Raw genomic sequence first — 15,150 nt, forward strand, 5'->3', positions numbered from 1 at the left:
CCTGCCGAACCACATCGTCGACGGCAAGCTGGACACCGCCAAGCTGCAACGCACCGTGAACACCGCCGTGCGCATGCTCGACAACGTGATCGACATCAACTACTACTCGGTGCCGCAGGCGAAGAACTCCAACTTCAAGCACCGTCCGGTGGGCCTGGGCATCATGGGCTTCCAGGACGCGCTGTACCTGCAGCACATCGCCTACGGCTCGCAGGAAGCGGTCGAGTTCGCCGACAAGTCGATGGAAGCCGTCAGCTTCTACGCGATCCAGGCGTCCTGCGACCTGGCCGACGAGCGCGGCGCCTACGAGACCTTCGAAGGCTCGCTGTGGTCCCAGGGCATCCTGCCGCTGGACTCCCAGCAGATCCTGATCAAGGCCCGCGGCGAGAAGTACATCGATGTGGACCTGAACGAATCCCTGGACTGGGCACCGGTTCGCGCCCGTGTGCAGAAAGGCATCCGTAACTCCAACATCATGGCCATCGCACCGACCGCCACCATCGCCAACATCACCGGCGTGTCGCAGTCGATCGAACCGACCTACCAGAACCTGTACGTGAAATCGAACCTGTCGGGCGAATTCACCGTGATCAACCCGTACCTGGTCCGCGACCTCAAGGCCCGCGGCCTGTGGGACTCGGTCATGATCAACGACCTGAAGTACTACGACGGTTCGGTGCAGCAGATCGAGCGCATCCCGGCGGAGCTCAAGGCGCTCTACGCCACCGCGTTCGAAGTGGACACCAAGTGGATCGTCGACGCCGCCAGCCGCCGCCAGAAGTGGATCGACCAGGCTCAGTCGCTGAACCTGTACATCGCCGGCGCCTCGGGCAAGAAGCTGGACGTGACCTACCGCATGGCCTGGTACCGTGGCCTGAAGACCACCTACTACCTCCGTGCCCTGGCCGCGACCAGCACCGAGAAGTCGACCATCAACACCGGCAAGCTGAACGCGGTGTCCGCGGGCGGCAACCACGGCGACGACTCCGTCCTGGCGGCACCGACCGCACCGGCAGGCCCTGCTCCAGTGCCGAAGGCCTGCGCCATCGACGAGCCGGATTGCGAAGCTTGCCAATAAGCTGAGCGCCTTCAGGCGTCGCGAGACGCCTGAACGAACAACCCCCGACAGACCTTCGGTTTGCCGGGGGTTTTCTTTGGGCGCAGGAAAAGCGGGCCACAAAAAACGGCGAAGCCCCTTCAGGCTTCGCCGTTTTCATTGTTGCATCAGAGAATCAGACCATGAACGACTCGGTCATCGCCTGCCCTACGACCGGAATGGTGAAGCTGTCACCGTTGGCGGTCGTGAAGTTCTCGATGGTGGCGGAACCGGCGTACCAGTCGGCCAGCACCACCGCGTTGCCCTTGTAGCCGGCGTTCCAGTCGGACGCCTTGTAGATGTAGGCATTGACGCCGTCGCTCGCGATGAACACATCCGCTTTGGACTGGATGTTCGACAACACCACCCAGTCGCCGCTGGAGTTGCCTTCATCCTTGATCACGAAACGGCCCGTCGTCCCGTTCACCTTGTAGGTGTCGGAGCCTTCTCCGCCAAAGGCAAAACCGTTGCCGACCATGATCAAGGTGTCCACGCCCGCGCCGCCGAACAACTGATAGCCCGGCCCGTCGCCGACCAGCGAATCGTTGCCTTCATCACCGTAGGCGATGCCGGCATAGACATTGATGGCATCATTGCCGGCGTCGCCGTGCAGGATGCTGCCGCGGTCGTTGTTGGCGCTCCACATGCTGTCATCGCCGTTGCCGCCGAACAGCATGTCCGCTTCGGCCGGACCGCTGCGGTCAGGGCCGTTGAACGCATACGGCTCGTACTGGCCGCCGTAGATCCTGTCGTGGCCATCGCCGCCGCGGATCACGTCATTGCCCGCACCGCCGTAGAGCTCGTTGTTCAGGGCATTGCCGGTCAGGGTATCGTTGAAGGCCGAACCGTGCAGGCCTTCGATGTTGACCAGCACGTCGCCGGTGGCGTCGCCGCCGGTCACGGTGTTGGCCAGCAGGTCGATCTGCACCGCCGCCGAGCTGCCCAGGTACCAGGCCGCGTCGGCGCCGGCACCGCCGTCGATGTAGTCGGCGCCCTTGCCGCCGATGAACGTCTCGACGCCGGCCGTGCCGATCAGCGTATCGTTGAACGCGGTGCCTTCCCAGTTCTCGATGTTCAGGTAAGTGTCGCCGGCCGCAGCCCCGGTCAGCGGCAGGTTGAGATCCAGCGTGATGGCCGAGCCTTCGAACGCAAAACTGACGGTGTCGCGCCCGAAACCGCCGTCGAAGATGTTGGCCTGGTCGTCGCCCATGAAGGTGTCATCGCGACCCGAGCCGACGATTTTCTCGATGCTCTGGAAGGTGTCGCCCTTGGCGATCGCCGTGTGCTCACCAGTCTTGAGGTTGACGACCACGCCCACCGGCCCGATGTCGTTGTAGCTGACGGTGTCGAAGCCGTCGCCGCCGATGAAGGTGTCGCCGCCGTCGCCGCCCATCAGCACATCGTTGCCGGCGCCGCCGGTGATGACGTTGTCCAGCGCATTGCCCCGGGCCTGGAAGCTGCCGGTGCCGGTGTAGGTCAGACGCTCGATGCCGGCGTTCATGAGGTAGTAGGCCTGGTTGGTGCGCACCTCATCGTTGCCGCCGTCGGCCAGCTCGATGATCGAGCCGAACGTGGCATTGTTGAGGATGTAGACGTCGTCGCCGGCCCCGCCCTGCACGGTGAAGGAGGCCGAGTTGGCGTTGCTGACGAACACGTCGTTGTTGGCCGAACCGATGATCTTCTCGATCCCGGTGAAGCTGTCGCCTTCGGCGTCGCCGCCGGCACCGGTGCCCGATCCGGCGCCGGTGGCGCCCAGGGTCAGGGTCACGCCTTGTTCCGACTGCGAGTAGTCCGCCACGTCGATGGCCGTGCCGGCGCCGCCGTCGAAGCGGTCCGCGCCGCTGCCGGCCATGAACGTGTCGCCGTACTGCGAGCCGCGGATCAGCTCGATGTCGGCATAGGTGTCGCCCGCGGCGATGCCGCTGTGCACGCCAGTCTTGAAGTTGAGCGTGACGGCCGCGCCGCTGTCTTCGTAGCTGACGGTGTCGGTGCCGGCGCCGCCGATGAAGCGGTCGGCGCCTGCGCCGCCCATCAAGGTATCGTTGCCGGCGCCGCCGGTGATGATGTTGTCGGAGACGTTGCCGCGACCGGTGAAGTTGCCGGTGCCGGTGTAGGTCAGACGCTCGACCTCCGCACTCAGCGTCATGTTCGCCAGCGTCGTGCGCACTTCGTCGTTGCCGCCTCCGGCGGTCTCGACGATCGTCTGGGAGGCCGGGCCGTTGATGATGTACAGGTCGTCGCCCGCACCGCCCTCCAGGGTGAAGGATCCGACGCCGGTGGTGAAGACATCGTTCTGGGCCGAACCGACGATCCGCTCGATGTTGGTGAACGTGTCACCCTGGGCGTCGCCGCCCTGCCCGCTGCCCGCACCGCCCGTGGTGAGGGTGATGTTGACGGCCTGTTCGGAGGTCGAGTAGTCGACGGTATCCACGCCGCCGATGATGCCGCCGTCGAAGTTGTGCGCCTCCAGCCCGCTGACGAAGGTGTCGCCGAACTTGCTGCCGCGGATGATCTCGATGTCGGTGAAGGTGTCGCCGGCGGCGATGCCCCCGTGGACACCGGTCTTGAGGTTGACCGTCACACCCGTGACGGTGCTGTCTTCGTAGCTGGCGACGTCGGTGCCGGCGCCGCCGATGAAGCGGTCGCCGCCCGCGCCGCCCATGAGCAGATCGTTGCCCGCGCCGCCGGTGATGATGTTGTCCGAGGCGTTGCCGCGGCCGGTGAAATTGCCGGTGCCGGTGTAGGTCAGGCGCTCGACTTCGGCCGACAGCGTCAGGCTGGCCAGATTGGTGCGCACTTCGTCGTCGCCGCCGCCCGCCGATTCGATCACCGACGACGTACCGTTGCCGTTGATGACGTAGACGTCGTTGCCGGCGCCGCCGCTGAACGTCGTGGTGCCGGCCGTCACGGTGAACACGTCGTCGAAGGCCGAACCGTAGAAGCCTTCGATGTTGCTGAACAGGTCGCCCTGGGCGTCGCCGCCCAAACCGCTGCCGGCGTTGTTCGCCACGGTCAGGCTGACGCCCTGTGCGGAACCGGCGAAGCTCAGGGTATCGACGCCGGTGCCGCCGTCGAAAGTGGTGGCGCTCTCGTCGGCGACAAAGTTGTCGGCGAAGCTGGAGCCGCGGAAGGCTTCGATGCCGCTGAACGTATCGCCCGTGGCGATGCCCGTGTGGACGCCGGTCTTGAGGTTGACCGTCACGCCGACGCCCGAAACGATGTCTTCGTAGCTGACGGTGTCGATGCCCGCGCCGCCGATCAACCGGTCGGCACCCGCACCGCCGATCAGCACGTCGTTGCCCGCGCCGCCGGTGATGATGTTGTCGCCGGCGTTGCCGCGCCCGGTGAAGTTGCCGCTGCCGGTGTAGGTCAGGCGCTCCACTTCAGCGCCCATGCCCATGCTGGAAAGGTTGGTGCGGATCTCGTCGTCACCCCCGCCGGCCAGTTCGACGGCCCCCGCGCCGCCGGCGCTGTTGATGATGTAGACATCGTTGCCGGCCCCTCCGGCGAACGACGCGTTGCCGGAGGTCACGGTGAAGACGTCATCGTAGGCCGAGCCGATGTACGACTCGATGTTGCTGTACATGTCGCCTTCTGCATCGCCGCCGGAGCCGGTGCCGGTGGTGCCCGTCACGGTCAGGTTCACCGCCTGCTCGGACAGGGCGTAGCTCACGCTGTCGTAGCCGACGGCACCGTCGAAGGTGTTGGCCGACGCATCGGCGAAGAATTTGTCGTGGTAGGTCGTGCCGCGGATGACCTCGATGCTGTCGAACGTGTCGCCCTTGGCCAGCCCGGTGTGCTCGCCGGTCTTGAGGTTGACCGTCACGCCGAGGCCGGAGTTGTCGTCTTCGTAGCTGGCGGTGTCGATGCCCGCGCCGCCGATCAGACGGTCCGCGCCGGCGCCGCCGATCAGCACGTCGTTGCCGGCGCCGCCGGTGATGATGTTGTCGCCGGCGTTGCCGCGGCCGGTGAAGTTGCCGCTGCCGGTGTAGGTCAGGCGCTCCACTTCGGCGCTCATGCCCATGCTGGACAAGCTTGTGCGGATCTCGTCGTCGCCGCCGCCCGCCAGTTCGCCGACGCCGGAGAAGGTGGCGCTGTTGATGATGTAGACATCGTTGCCGGCGCCGCCGCTGAAGGATCCGCCGCCGGACGTCACGGTGAAGACATCGTCGTAGTCCGAGCCGATGACCACTTCAATGTTGCTGAACGTGTCGCCCTGGGCGTCGCCGCCGGTCCCGCTGCCGACACCGCCTGCCATCGTGATGTTCACGGCCTGCTCGGAGAGGGCGTAACTCAGGGAGTCTTGGCCGTTGCCGCCATCGAACGCGTAGGCGTTGCCGTCGGCGACGAATTTGTCGTGGTAGGTCGTGCCGCGGATGACCTCGATGCCTTCGAAGGTGTCGCCCTGGGCCAGCCCGGTGTGTACGCCGGTCTTGAGGTTGACCGTCACGCCCGCACCCGATACGTCATCGTCGTAGCTGGCCGTGTCGGTGCCGGCGCCGCCGATCAACCGGTCAGCCCCCGCCCCGCCCATCAGCACGTCGTTGCCGGCGCCGCCATCGAGAATGTCGTCGCCCGCCATTCCGCGGATCTGGTCGTCTCCTGCGGTGCCCACCAGATTGTCAGGGCCGTTGGAGCCATTAATTACCGCCATTGCATCTTCCTTGTGTGTGTTGTGGAAACTACGGTGAAACAGGGAATGGAAGCTTCCTGATTTCCATATCGCCAAGCGGTGTCCTGGCTCAATGAAGCAGGTGGAAAAGTTTTTGACACGCACGTGCCGGATGCGGCGGGAGTGCAAAAATCAAACCAAAAATCCGACGAACGGCAGTCACTTGTTCTATAGACGTTTTCGGCGGGCATAAAAAAACCGGCGCCACTGGCGCCGGTCCTCTTGTTGCGATCAACCCGGATCAGGTCATCTGAATGATGGTCTGCATGATGGTGCTTTGGGTCGAGATGGTCTTGGCGTTCGCCTGATAGTTGCTCTGGCCCTTGATCAGGTCCACCAGCTCGTTGGTCAGGTTGACGTTCGACTCTTCCAGCGAGTTGGATGCCACTTCGCCCAGGGTACCGGTCTTCGGTGCGTCGTAGCCCGGGATGCCCGAAGCGTAGGTCTCTCTCCAGGCGGTGCCGCCGACAGGCTGCAGGCCCTGTTCGTTGGTGAAGCTGGCCAGCGCGACCTGGCCGATGGCCTTGCTCTGGTTGTTGCTGAAGTTGGCGAACAGGGTGCCGGTGCCGTCGATGGTCAGGTTGGTGATCTGGCCGGTGGCGTAGCCGTCCTGGGTCGGGATCGAACGGGCGGTGTCGGCGTTGAACTGGGTGGTCTTGGCCATCGAGATGGTGATGCCCGCCGGGTTGGCCGACGCGCCGTTGGCTTTCCAGACGCCGTTGGTCACGGTGCCCGGCACCCAGCCGGTGAGTTTCAGGTCGCTGCTGATGATAGCCGGGCCACCCAGCGGATTCGGGGTGCTGACCTGGGTCAGTTTACCGGCGCTGTCAAAGGTCATGGTCGAAGCCACCGGTGCGGTGGTCTTCGGATCGCTGCCGGTGGCGTCCGGGTTGCGGCCGTCCACCAGGGTGTAGACCTTCCAGGTGTTGGCGCCGGTCTTGACCATGTACTGGTCCATGACGTGGGAGTTGCCCTGGCTGTCATAGACCGGCGTGCTGAACGACTTGGTGTAGGTCGCGGTGTTGGTCGGGTCGAACTTGCCTGCCGCCACGGTATCGTCGATCACCGGCGCGGTGGAGTTCAGGTTGATGGTCGAGGTCACCAGCGAGGTGGACTTCGGCGCCAGGTTCGAGGTGTCGATCTTCAGGTCGGTCAGCACGCCGTTGATGATCTTGCCGTTGGAATCCACACCGTAGCCTTGCAGGCGCGAGGTGTAGTCGGTGTTGGTGATGAAGCCGTCCTTGTCGACCTTGAACGTGCCGGCACGGGTGTAGGTGATCGAACCGTTGTTGCTCAGGGTGAAGAAGCCGGAACCGTTGATGCCCATGTCCAGCACGTTGCCGGTGTTGCTGATGTCACCCTGGGTGAACTGTTGGGACACGTTGGCCAGGCGCACGCCGTTGCCGATGACCTTGCTGCCGCTGCCCAGGCGGGTCGACGAGTAGACGTCGGCGAATTCGGCGCGGGAGGACTTGAAACCGGCGGTCGCGACGTTGGCGATGTTGTTGCCGGTCACGTCCAGTTGTTTGTTGGCTGCATAGAGACCGCTGAGGCCGATGTTAAAAGACATTTTTCACTCCTTTGTGCCGGTGGGTCGGCTCTATATACCAATGGTTTGTACTTTGGACAGGGCGACGGTGCCCTTGCCGGACAGGTTGAGCATCAGCTCGCCGCCGGTCTGGCTGATCGTCACGCTGTTGACGGTGGCCGGCAGGTAGGTGACCAGGTCCGTCGCCGTGCCGTTGATCGGGGCGTTGGCCTTGACGGTGTAGGTGCCCGCGGTGACCAGGTTGCCGTCCTTGTCCTTGCCGTCCCAGGTGAAGCTCGCATTGCCTGCGGCGCGGCTGCCCAGGTCGATGGTGCGCACGGCCTTGCCGGTGCTGTCGGTGATGGTCACAGTGCCGCCGGCGATGGACGAGGGGACGTTGACCGAACCGGTCATGCCTTTGCTCGGGTCGTCGAGCTGCACCGAGTTGGTCTGCACGATCACGTTGCGACCCACCAGCGACGAGGCCTGCAGGGCCTGCGACGAGTTGTAGTTGCCGGCCAGCGAACTGACGGTGCTGTTGAGGGTGGTGATGCCTTCAAGGCTGCTGAACTGCGCCAGCTGGGCCACGAACGCGCTGTTGTCCTGCGGGTCCAGCGGGTTCTGGTTCTTCAGCTGGGTCACCAGCAGTTGCAGGAACGCGTCCTTGCCCAGGGCTTTGCCGCCGGTCGAACTGTTGGTGGCCGAAGCGATGCCATCGGCGGTCGAACTGGTCTTCTTCGACGAGTTCGCCAGGATGTCGTTCAGGCTCAGGCTGCTGGTGGTATCGGTAACGCTCATGGCAGTCGCCCCTTATCACTGACCGAGGGTCAGAACCTTCTGCATCATGGTCTTGGCGGTGTTCATCATTTCGGCGTTGGTCTGGAACGAACGGCTCGCGGAAATCATGTCGGCCATCTCTTCCACCACGTTGACGTTCGGGTAGTAGACGTAGCCCTTGGCGTCGGCCGCCGGGTGGTTAGGCTCGTAGCGCGCCTCCAGGTTGCTCTGGTCTTCGACCACGCCCAGCACCTGCACGCCCTGGCCTGCGGCGTCCTGGTTCTGGAACAGGGAGTTGCCGCCGGAGCTCTGCTCGCCCTGGAACATGGTGGCGAACACCGGGTGACGGGCGCGGTAGGTCTGGTCGATGCTCGACGAGACGGTCTCGGCGTTGGCGATGTTCGACGCCACGGTGTTCAGACGGGTGTTCTGTGCGCTCATGCCGCTGCCGGCAATGTTGAAAACGCTGGACAGGGACATGGATTACTCTCCGCGCAGGGCCGATACCAGCCCTTTGAATTTGCTGTTGAGCAGGGTGAAGCTGGCCTGGAAGCCGACCGCGTTCTGCGCGTAGTTCGACTGCTCCAGTTGGGCGTCCACGGTGTTCTGGTCGATCGACGGCTGCATCGGCGTGCGGTACATCAGCGACTCGTCGCCGTTGCCCAGGCCTTCGGCCTCGATGTGACGGCTGTTGGTCATGTTCAGGGCGAAGGTGCCGTTCGCGTTCTTCTGGCTCTGGGCCTCCAGCACCTTGGAGAAGTCCAGGTCCCGGGCCTTGTAGTTCGGGGTGTCGGCGTTGGCGATGTTGTTGGCCAGCACCTCGGCGCGCTGGGCGCGGAAGCCCAGAGCCTTTTCGTGAATGCCGAGCGCTTTGTCGAAGCTGATGCTCATGTCGGGAACCTTCAGGTGACCGGAGTTTTTCGTAATCGGGCTATAGCAAGCGGCATGCCAATTTCGAAAAGCCCCGGATTACGGGGCCTTGCCGGCCAACGGCAAGGCGGCAATGCCAGAAAAGCGGCAACGGGTTTCCGCCGCCTGCCGCTTTTCTGCCGCTTCAGGCACAAAAAAACGGGAGCCCTCGCGGACTCCCGTTTCTTGTGTCGCCGTGTGCCGGTCACTTCGCCTGGTAGATGATCCCCGGGCTGCACTGCACCATCTGGTAATGGTCCGGCAGACCGTTCAGCGCTTCGGAAGCGCCGAGGAACAGGTAACCGCCCGGCTTCAGCGTGCTGTGGATGCGCATCAGGATGTCCTTCTTCACCTCGGCGGAGAAGTAGATCAGCACGTTGCGGCAGAACACGATGTCGAACTTGCCGAGGCTGGCGTAGCTGTCGAGCAGGTTGAACGAGCGGAACTCCACCCGGCTCCTGATCGGCGCCTTGACCGCCCAGCGGCCCGGCCCCTTCGGATCGAAGTAGCGCTGCAGGCGGTCGGCGGACAGGCCGCGGCCGATGGCCAGGCTGTCGTACTCGCCGGTCTTGCAGTTGGTCAGCATGCTGCCGGACAGATCGGTGGCGACGATCTGCACGCCCATCTTCAGCTGGCCGATGTTGGTCCGCTCGAACTCGTCGATCGACATCGACAGCGAATACGGCTCCTGACCCGACGAACAAGCCGCCGACCAGATCCGCAGACGCTGGTTGGGGCTGGCCTTGATCGCCTCGGGCAGCACCTTGTTCTTGAGAACCTCAAACGGATAGGTGTCGCGAAACCACAGGGTCTCGTTGGTCGTCATGGCATCGACCACCTGCTCGCGCAAACCGCTGCGCGGCTGGGTCTGGATGCGCTGCACCAACTCACCCAGGGACTTGATGCCTTGCTGCTCCATCAGTTTGTTGAGACGGCTCGACACCAGATACTGTTTGTTTTCACCGAGCAAGATGCCACAGGCTTTCTCCAGGAACACCCGGAACTGTTCGAAATCCAAATTACCCGTAGACAAATTGATGCCGCCTCTTAAATCGTGTTGACCGCCAGGGGCGAACGCCCCTAGCTGATATCTGCTGCTTTGATCCGGTCGACTACCCGGGATGCCAGGTCATCAGGACGGAACTTGGCCAGGAAGTCATCGGCACCGACCTTCTTGACCATCGCCTGATTGAACACACCCGACAACGAAGTATGCAGGATGATGTGAAGCTTTTGCATGCGCGGGTCGCTGCGGATCTCGGCCGTGAGGGTGTACCCGTCCATCTCCGGCATCTCGATGTCGGAGATCATCATCAGGAACTCTTCTTCCGGCTTCTTCCCTTCGTCGACCAGCTTGCGCAGGTAATCCAGCGCCTGCCGGCCGTCGTTCAGCGCCACCACCTCGACGCCCACCGTCTGCAGGCAACGCGTCACCTGCTTGCGCGCCACCGACGAGTCGTCGACCGTCAGCACCCGCAGCGACAACGCCTTGCTCTGGGTCTCGACGTCCACCACGCCGTGGGAAATCGCCTCCGGCGTCGGCGCGACTTCCGCCAGCACCTTCTCGACGTCGATGATTTCGACTAACTGATTGTCCACCCGAGTCACAGCGGTCAGGTAGTGATCGCGACCGGTGCCCTTGGGCGGCGGATGGATCTCTTCCCAGTTCATGTTGACGATGCGCTCCACCGAGCGCACCAGGAAACCCTGGGTCTTGGTGTTGTACTCCGTGATGATCACGAACGGACTGTTCTTGTCTTTCAAAGCACCGGAACCGGTCGCCATCGCCAGATCAAGGATCGGGATGGTCGCCCCCCGGATATTCGCCACCCCGCACACGACAGGACTGGACTTGGGCATCAGCGTCAGTTGGGGACATTGCAGCACTTCCCGAACCTTGAACACGTTGATCCCGTAGAGCTGCTGACCGTCGAGACGGAACAACAGCAGCTCCAGGCGATTCTGCCCCACCAGTTGCGTGCGCTGGTTCACCGAATCCATTACACCAGCCATGCACAGACTCCTACGCCAACGCCAAGTGTTGTTGCGACGCACATTCGTTGCCAAACGGCACGGCGCTTGCTTTTTAACCCGTATGAACACTCAAACGACATTTTTTCGACGCCCGGCATCCCCGATCCGCAGATGGCTTTGCGCGGCGTCGGCCGTTTGCTTCTTTTTCGCTGGCAGCCCTGCCGTTGCTGATGCGGTTACCTTGCCTGACATGCTTATCGGCGTCACTCAAGGCTTTCTTGAATTCACCGTAGAAGACTATCTGGCCACCAGTCAAACGGAAGGCCGCTACGAAATCGAAGTCAAGCAGCTCGACCCGCGCATGCGCATGCCTATGTGCGACAAGGAATTGACAGCCTCCCTGGAGAGCCCGGGACGTCCTCTGGGGCGGGTCACGGTCAAGGTGCGCTGCGAGGGCTCGTCGCCCTGGACGGTGTTCGTGCCCGCTCAAGTCCGCCTGTTTCGCGAGATCGTGACCACCACCCGCCCCCTCAAGCGCGCCGGGATCATCGAGCCCCAGGACGTGACCTTGCGCGAGCGCGACGTCAGCCTGATCAACCAGGGATTCCTGACGTCGGTGGATCAGGCGATCGGGCAGAAATTGACCCGACCAACGGTCGCCGATCAGGTGATCACCCTGGTGCACCTGGAACAGGCTGAAGTCGTGCGCAAGGGCGATCAGGTCGTCATCACCGCCCGCAGCGGCACGCTCGCCGTGCGCATGCCGGGCGAGGCCCTGTCCAACGGCGGGCTCAAGGAACAGATCCGGGTGAAGAACCTTAACTCCCAACGGGTCATCAAGGCGCAAGTCATCGCGCCCGGCCAAGTGGAAGTGGCGATGTAGAAAACTGGCGCAGACCGCAGCCGTTCCCTAAACTGTGCCGCAGCGGCAGACGTGCCGGCGCTTGCAGGCTCATTGACAAAAGGGCCTAAAGTTTTCCATGGGATGGCCGAGAACATGGCAAGCGTCCAAATTCCCAGAGGTTTTTTTGACATGGTCATCGATTTCAGCCGTTTGAACAGCTCCTCGTCACTTACGGGCGGCACACGCACCAGCGCACCCAAGGAAACCGCCGAAACCGGCGCTTCCGCACCGCTGAACGCCCCGGCCGAACAGGCCACTGCCGCAAAAAGCGGGGAATCGGTACACCTCAGCAATGAGGCTCAACAGTTGCAGAAGATCACTGACAAGCTGCGCGACCAACCCGTCGTCGACAAAGGCCGGGTGGCCGAGTTGAAGGCGGCGATCGCCGATGGCAGCTACAAGGTCGACAGCAACCGTGTAGCCAGCAAACTGCTCAACTTCGAAGCCCAGCGCTAGGCCCCGGTCTGCGCCAGGCTTTTGGACGCTTAAAACCCAAGGCCAGCCATGCACGACACAACTTTATTGCAACTGATCATCGACGATTTTGCTCCAGCTCAACAATTGCTGGAGTTGCTGCAAAGCGAGTACCTCGCCCTGCACGGTCGCGACATGCCGCTGCTGGAAGAGATTCTGGCGAGCAAGCAGGCGTTGATCATTCTGCTCGAACAGCATGGCCGCAAACGCAGCGAGATCCTCGCCAGCCTCAACCTGCCCGCTGACCGCCAAGGCCTGGAGCAACTGGCCAGCCAATCGAGCGTCGGCGACCGGCTGCTGTCCCAGAGCGACGTGCTGACCGACCTGATCGCCCAGTGCCACGCCGCCAACCTCAAGAACGGCCAGTCGATCCGGATCCAGCAGGCCGCCACGGCCAACCAGCTGAAAATCCTCACCGGCGGCGAGCCTCCTGCGCTCTACGATGCCAGCGGCGCCTTCGCGAACCTGCAGAAACCGCGCGCACTCAGCCAGGCGTGAGCCCTTCCATGCCGGCGCCCTATCAACACGTGAAACATGCTGGCAAAATGCTGGCTAGCCGTAGTCAAATTTTGTCTGGAGATTGATTCAACGTGTCCAATGCCCTCAGCGCGGATGATGCTCCGCAGCCACCCAAGGTGCTCACCACGCCCCTGGAGATCTCCAGCAACCTGCGCCAGCTGCAAGAAAGCCACGACCCCTTGATCATCACGTTCCACGAGCGCAGCCAGCGCTTTCAGAGCTACCTGATCAAGGTCGACCGCGACAGCGGCACCATCGCCCTGGACGAAATGATCCCGCGTGACGGCGAGCGCTTCCTGCAGGCCGGCGAGCCGTTCAAGGTCGAAGGCTTCCACGAGGGCGTGCGCATCGCCTGGGAATGCAGCACCCCGCTGACCATCGAAGAGTCCGAAGGCGACCGCTTCTACAGCGGCGCCATGCCGACCGAAGTCGTCTACCACCAGCGCCGCAACGCTTTTCGCGCAGCCCTGAAGCTGACCGACCTGGTCAATGTCGAACTGGGCGGCGAAAAGCTCAAGTCCCCCCTCTCCGGCAAACTGCTCGACATTTCCGCCACCGGCTGCAAGCTGCGCTTCGAAGGCGACATCACCGGGCGCCTGCAATTGGGCCAGGTCTACGACCGCCTGATCGCCCCGCCGCTGTTCGGCAACCAGCCTGCATCCGTCGAGCTGCGCTACCTGCACTTCGAAGAGAAGCTGAACATGACCTTCGCCGGCCTGCGCTTCCACAACATCAGCGGCCCGGCGGCGCGCAACGTCGAGCGCTTCGTCTATCAGCTGCAGCGCGAGGCCCGTCGGTTCGACAAGGACGACTTCTGACCTTCACGCCAGCACCATGAAAAACGGGCAGTCACTTGCGGTGACTGCCCGTTTTTCGTTGCGGCCAGCAAAGCCGCCGCTAAGGCTTGGCGGGTGCGGCGTCCGCGTCCTCTGGCTCGTCCTGCGCCTGCTCCGGCTCGGCATCCGCCGCCGGCTCCGGACTGACCGAACTGTGCATCTGCTCCTGCACCACCTGCTCGTCGACGCGCGGGTCAAGGGCCGCCACCAGCGGCGAGCTGGACATGCTGTCGGGCATCGCCACGTGATGCAGCGGCGCATCGTCGACCTGATGCAGGTTGGTCACGGCCTTCGGCCGGATCCGCCACACCAGCACCAGCGCAAAGAACGTGAAGAACGCATACAGGCTCTGGCTGCCGAACAGCTTCATCAGCACGCCGGCCACCAGCGGGCCGATGCTCGCCCCCACGCCGTAGGTCACCAGCAGCATCGCCGTCAGCGACACCCGCCGCTCGCTCTCGACATGGTCGTTGGAAAACGCCACCGCCAGCGGGTACAGGCAGAACTGCACCAGCGAACACAGGAACCCGACGGCGAACAGCACCTCCAGCGGCACCTGCGGCAAGATCGCCAGGGGCAACGCGGCGACCGCCAGCACCAGCGCGAAACTGCGGATCAGCAGCGCCCGGTCGTAGCGGTCCGATAGCCAGCCCAACGGCCACTGCACCAGCAGCCCGGCGAAGATGCAGCTACCCATGAACAGGCCGACCTGCTCCGTGGACAGCCCCTGCTGCGAGGCATACAGCGGCGCCAGGCCGTAGAACGAACCGATGATCAGCCCCGCCCCCAGCACCGTGCTCAGCGACTGCGGCACGCGCTTGATGAAGAAGCGCGGTTCCATCGGCGCCGGATGCAGGGGCGCGGGGTGAATCCGCCGGGTCAGGGCCACCGGCACCAGGCACAGGGCAAAGCACAGCGCCACCAGCATCAGCAGCTCGGGGCCCAGGCCCGGATGCATCACCAGGATCAGCTGGCCCAGCACCAACCCCAGGTACGACGCGATCATGTAGCCGCTGAAGACCAGGCCGCGCTGGTTGGCGTCGGCCTGCTCGTTGAGCCAGCTCTCGATGACCATGTACTGGCACATCATGCCGAGGCCGACGATGGTCCGCAGCACCAGCCACGCCGGCAGCCAGTCCACCAGGCCGTGGCCCAGCACCGCCGCGCCGACGATCCCGGCGCACGCGGAATAGGCGCGGATGTGCCCGACCCGGGCGATCAGCCGGTGGCCGATCTTGCCGCCCAGCACCAGGCCGAAATAGTTGGCCGCCATCAACGCACCGACCCACAGCCCGTCGACGTGGTCGGCCGCCAGGCGCAAGGCCAGATAAGTGGAAAGGAGGCCCGAGCCGATCAGCATCATCAGCGAGGCGAAATACAGCGCTCGAAAGGATTTCCAGATTTGGCGCATCGGCGTTCCGAGCGGCTCCTTGCGGTAAGTGTCGGGCTATCCGAACGATA

General features: G+C 63.7%; 12 protein-coding genes and 1 pseudogene. 5 read left to right on the plus strand and 8 right to left on the minus strand.

What is annotated here, in order from left to right; genetic code table 11:
• A pseudogene (locus ACIP0B_RS21280) lies at nucleotides 1-1,078 on the plus strand (ribonucleoside-diphosphate reductase subunit alpha); the annotation flags it as partial.
• A 154-nt stretch (nucleotides 1,079-1,232) separates the two neighbouring features.
• On the opposite strand, the gene ACIP0B_RS21285 reads toward ACIP0B_RS21280, so the two are convergent.
• The 7 genes from ACIP0B_RS21285 to ACIP0B_RS21315 all read right to left on the minus strand — a co-directional run bounded on the left by ACIP0B_RS21285 (nucleotide 1,233) and on the right by ACIP0B_RS21315 (nucleotide 10,995).
• Nucleotides 1,233-5,750, minus strand: a complete 4,518-nt coding sequence (locus tag ACIP0B_RS21285; protein WP_400835747.1) for a beta strand repeat-containing protein — start codon at nucleotides 5,748-5,750, stop codon at nucleotides 1,233-1,235.
• Nucleotides 5,751-6,009: 259 nt separating this feature from the next.
• Nucleotides 6,010-7,338 carry a flagellar hook protein FlgE gene (gene flgE, locus ACIP0B_RS21290; RefSeq protein ID WP_400835749.1) on the minus strand — a complete coding sequence of 443 codons (1,329 nt, stop codon included), beginning with the start codon at nucleotides 7,336-7,338 and terminating at the stop codon, nucleotides 6,010-6,012.
• Between the two features lie 30 nt (nucleotides 7,339-7,368).
• Entirely contained in the window at nucleotides 7,369-8,094 is a 726-nt protein-coding gene (gene flgD, locus ACIP0B_RS21295; protein ID WP_400835751.1) for a flagellar hook assembly protein FlgD, read from the minus strand.
• 15 nt (nucleotides 8,095-8,109) lie between these two features.
• Nucleotides 8,110-8,553: a flagellar basal body rod protein FlgC gene (flgC, locus tag ACIP0B_RS21300; protein ID WP_085578207.1), complete on the minus strand. Its 444-nt coding sequence runs from the start codon at nucleotides 8,551-8,553 to the stop codon at nucleotides 8,110-8,112.
• Between the two features lie 3 nt (nucleotides 8,554-8,556).
• Nucleotides 8,557-8,964, minus strand: coding sequence for a flagellar basal body rod protein FlgB (flgB, locus tag ACIP0B_RS21305; RefSeq protein ID WP_085578208.1), 408 nt, complete (start codon nucleotides 8,962-8,964; stop codon nucleotides 8,557-8,559).
• A 223-nt stretch (nucleotides 8,965-9,187) separates the two neighbouring features.
• Nucleotides 9,188-10,015: a protein-glutamate O-methyltransferase CheR gene (gene cheR, locus ACIP0B_RS21310; protein ID WP_085578209.1), complete on the minus strand. Its 828-nt coding sequence runs from the start codon at nucleotides 10,013-10,015 to the stop codon at nucleotides 9,188-9,190.
• A gap of 47 nt (nucleotides 10,016-10,062) precedes the next feature.
• A complete protein-coding gene (locus ACIP0B_RS21315) occupies nucleotides 10,063-10,995 on the minus strand; it encodes a chemotaxis protein CheV (RefSeq protein ID WP_085578210.1) in 933 nt (310 codons plus the stop codon).
• Between the two features lie 82 nt (nucleotides 10,996-11,077).
• On the opposite strand from ACIP0B_RS21315, the gene flgA reads away from it, so the two are divergent.
• The 4 genes from flgA to ACIP0B_RS21335 all read left to right on the plus strand — a co-directional run bounded on the left by flgA (nucleotide 11,078) and on the right by ACIP0B_RS21335 (nucleotide 13,671).
• The gene (flgA, locus tag ACIP0B_RS21320; protein WP_400835754.1) at nucleotides 11,078-11,839 is read left to right on the plus strand and encodes a flagellar basal body P-ring formation chaperone FlgA; all 762 of its coding nucleotides are present in this window, start codon (nucleotides 11,078-11,080) and stop codon (nucleotides 11,837-11,839) included.
• 150 nt (nucleotides 11,840-11,989) lie between these two features.
• Nucleotides 11,990-12,316 carry a flagellar biosynthesis anti-sigma factor FlgM gene (flgM, locus tag ACIP0B_RS21325; RefSeq protein WP_085578212.1) on the plus strand — a complete coding sequence of 109 codons (327 nt, stop codon included), beginning with the start codon at nucleotides 11,990-11,992 and terminating at the stop codon, nucleotides 12,314-12,316.
• 48 nt (nucleotides 12,317-12,364) lie between these two features.
• Entirely contained in the window at nucleotides 12,365-12,832 is a 468-nt protein-coding gene (locus ACIP0B_RS21330; RefSeq protein WP_085578213.1) for a flagella synthesis protein FlgN, read from the plus strand.
• Between the two features lie 92 nt (nucleotides 12,833-12,924).
• Complete coding sequence (locus tag ACIP0B_RS21335; protein WP_400835757.1) at nucleotides 12,925-13,671, plus strand: flagellar brake protein; 747 nt, start codon at nucleotides 12,925-12,927, stop codon at nucleotides 13,669-13,671.
• Nucleotides 13,672-13,750: 79 nt separating this feature from the next.
• On the opposite strand, the gene ACIP0B_RS21340 is transcribed toward ACIP0B_RS21335, so the two are convergent.
• Nucleotides 13,751-15,100: an MFS transporter gene (locus tag ACIP0B_RS21340; RefSeq protein WP_400835759.1), complete on the minus strand. Its 1,350-nt coding sequence runs from the start codon at nucleotides 15,098-15,100 to the stop codon at nucleotides 13,751-13,753.
• Nucleotides 15,101-15,150 lie beyond the last annotated feature (50 nt).

The sequence above is a fragment of the Pseudomonas sp. NPDC089534 genome (assembly GCF_044749305.1).
In the GTDB taxonomy this organism is placed as follows: domain Bacteria; phylum Pseudomonadota; class Gammaproteobacteria; order Pseudomonadales; family Pseudomonadaceae; genus Aquipseudomonas; species Aquipseudomonas ekonensis.